The organism is Vibrio splendidus (genome assembly GCF_001557875.1).
In the GTDB taxonomy this organism is placed as follows: domain Bacteria; phylum Pseudomonadota; class Gammaproteobacteria; order Enterobacterales; family Vibrionaceae; genus Vibrio; species Vibrio splendidus_F.
The window spans coordinates 1-247 of the sequence record NZ_LNRF01000049.1; the positions used below are offsets into that span (position 1 = coordinate 1).

Annotated in this window: 1 rRNA gene; it reads left to right on the forward strand. The window is 51.0% G+C overall.

Going from position 1 to position 247, the window contains the following annotated elements:
* Window positions 1-230: ribosomal RNA gene (locus ATB74_RS23555) — 23S ribosomal RNA — on the forward strand; the annotation flags it as partial.
* Window positions 231-247: the final 17 nt, after the last annotated feature.

Genomic DNA, 247 nt, shown 5'->3' on the forward strand with positions numbered 1-247 from the left:
ACGAACCTCTGGTGTTCGGGTTGTCATGCCAATGGCATTGCCCGGTAGCTAAGTTCGGAATCGATAACCGCTGAAAGCATCTAAGCGGGAAGCGAGCCTTGAGATGAGTTTTCCCTGGCGCTATAAGTGTCCTAAAGGGTTGTCGTAGACTACGACGTTGATAGGCAGGGTGTGTAAGTGCTGCGAGGCATTGAGCTAACCTGTACTAATTGCCCGTGAGGCTTAACCATACAACACCCAAGGGGTT